1 protein-coding gene and 1 pseudogene are annotated in these 871 nt (G+C 73.0%); both read right to left on the reverse strand.

All coding sequences use genetic code 11. The features are described from left to right. Positions 1-260 (reverse strand): annotated as a pseudogene (locus IE94_RS41465) (ISAs1 family transposase); the annotation flags it as partial. Beyond that, positions 257-697 (reverse strand): transposase family protein, encoded by a 441-nt coding sequence (locus tag IE94_RS41470; RefSeq protein ID WP_245235386.1) that lies wholly within the window; start codon positions 695-697, stop codon positions 257-259. The gene IE94_RS41470 and the pseudogene IE94_RS41465, both read right to left, overlap by 4 nt. Positions 698-871: the final 174 nt, after the last annotated feature.

Below are 871 nucleotides of genomic sequence, written 5' to 3' on the forward strand. Positions count from 1 at the left end.
CGCACGACTTGCAGGGCCTGGCGGGCGTCGGGGTAGTCGAGGTGGGCGAAGGCGGCGGCCTTCAGCCGCCGGATCTCCAGGCGGTGATGGGCCCGGGTGCGGTCGTAGTGGTCGAGCGTGATCTCGCGCCAGGGCAGGCGGCGGACGCGGTCGAAGAGGCCGGGGTGGTTGGCCTTGACGTGGGCGATGTAGTGGGCGCCGCGCTCGCGGAGGTAGGTGCCATGGGCGTGCTGGGTGTGCAGGGCGTCGGCGGTGATCACGGTGCCGTGCGCGAGCCGCGCAGAGCCTTGCCGTCAACAGCGATCGCCCGCAGTCCGGGGCCGGCCGGGGCGGCGCGGGCGGTGAGGAAGGCGCCGATCGCCCGGTCCAGGGCATCGCCGTCGAGCTGGACGAGCAGACGGCGCAGGGTGTGGGGGTGCGGGACGGACACGGTGCCGGAGAGCGGGTCGGTGAGGAAGCCGAGAACCCGGCAGGCCCACGCAGGGACGTCGCTGATCCATTCCGTGATCGCGGTGAGCGAGCGGGCACCGGCCAGGACGCTCGCCGCGGCTGCGGCGACCAGGGCGGACAGCCGGTAGCGGCGACCGCGGACGCCTCGCGGGTCGGGCACCAGGTCCAGGAAGCCGGACAGTGCGACCGCGTCCGCCAGCGGGACCGGGGCGGCAGTCCAGCCCAGTTGGGCCAGCGCGGTGGGCATGGGAGAAGATGCAGGAGCAGGCACGGACTCGCCAGGTGTTCATGGGACTTCGACACTCACATGATCACTGAGACCGTGCCTGCACCGCGTCCGCCCCCTGCCCGAACCGGGGTGTCCCCTCCAAGGACGGGCCAGCACGGCACTCCGGACGAAACGTGATCACGCAACGGCCCC

This window comes from Streptomyces violaceorubidus (assembly GCF_000717995.1).
Taxonomy (GTDB): Bacteria; Actinomycetota; Actinomycetes; order Streptomycetales; family Streptomycetaceae; genus Streptomyces; species Streptomyces violaceorubidus.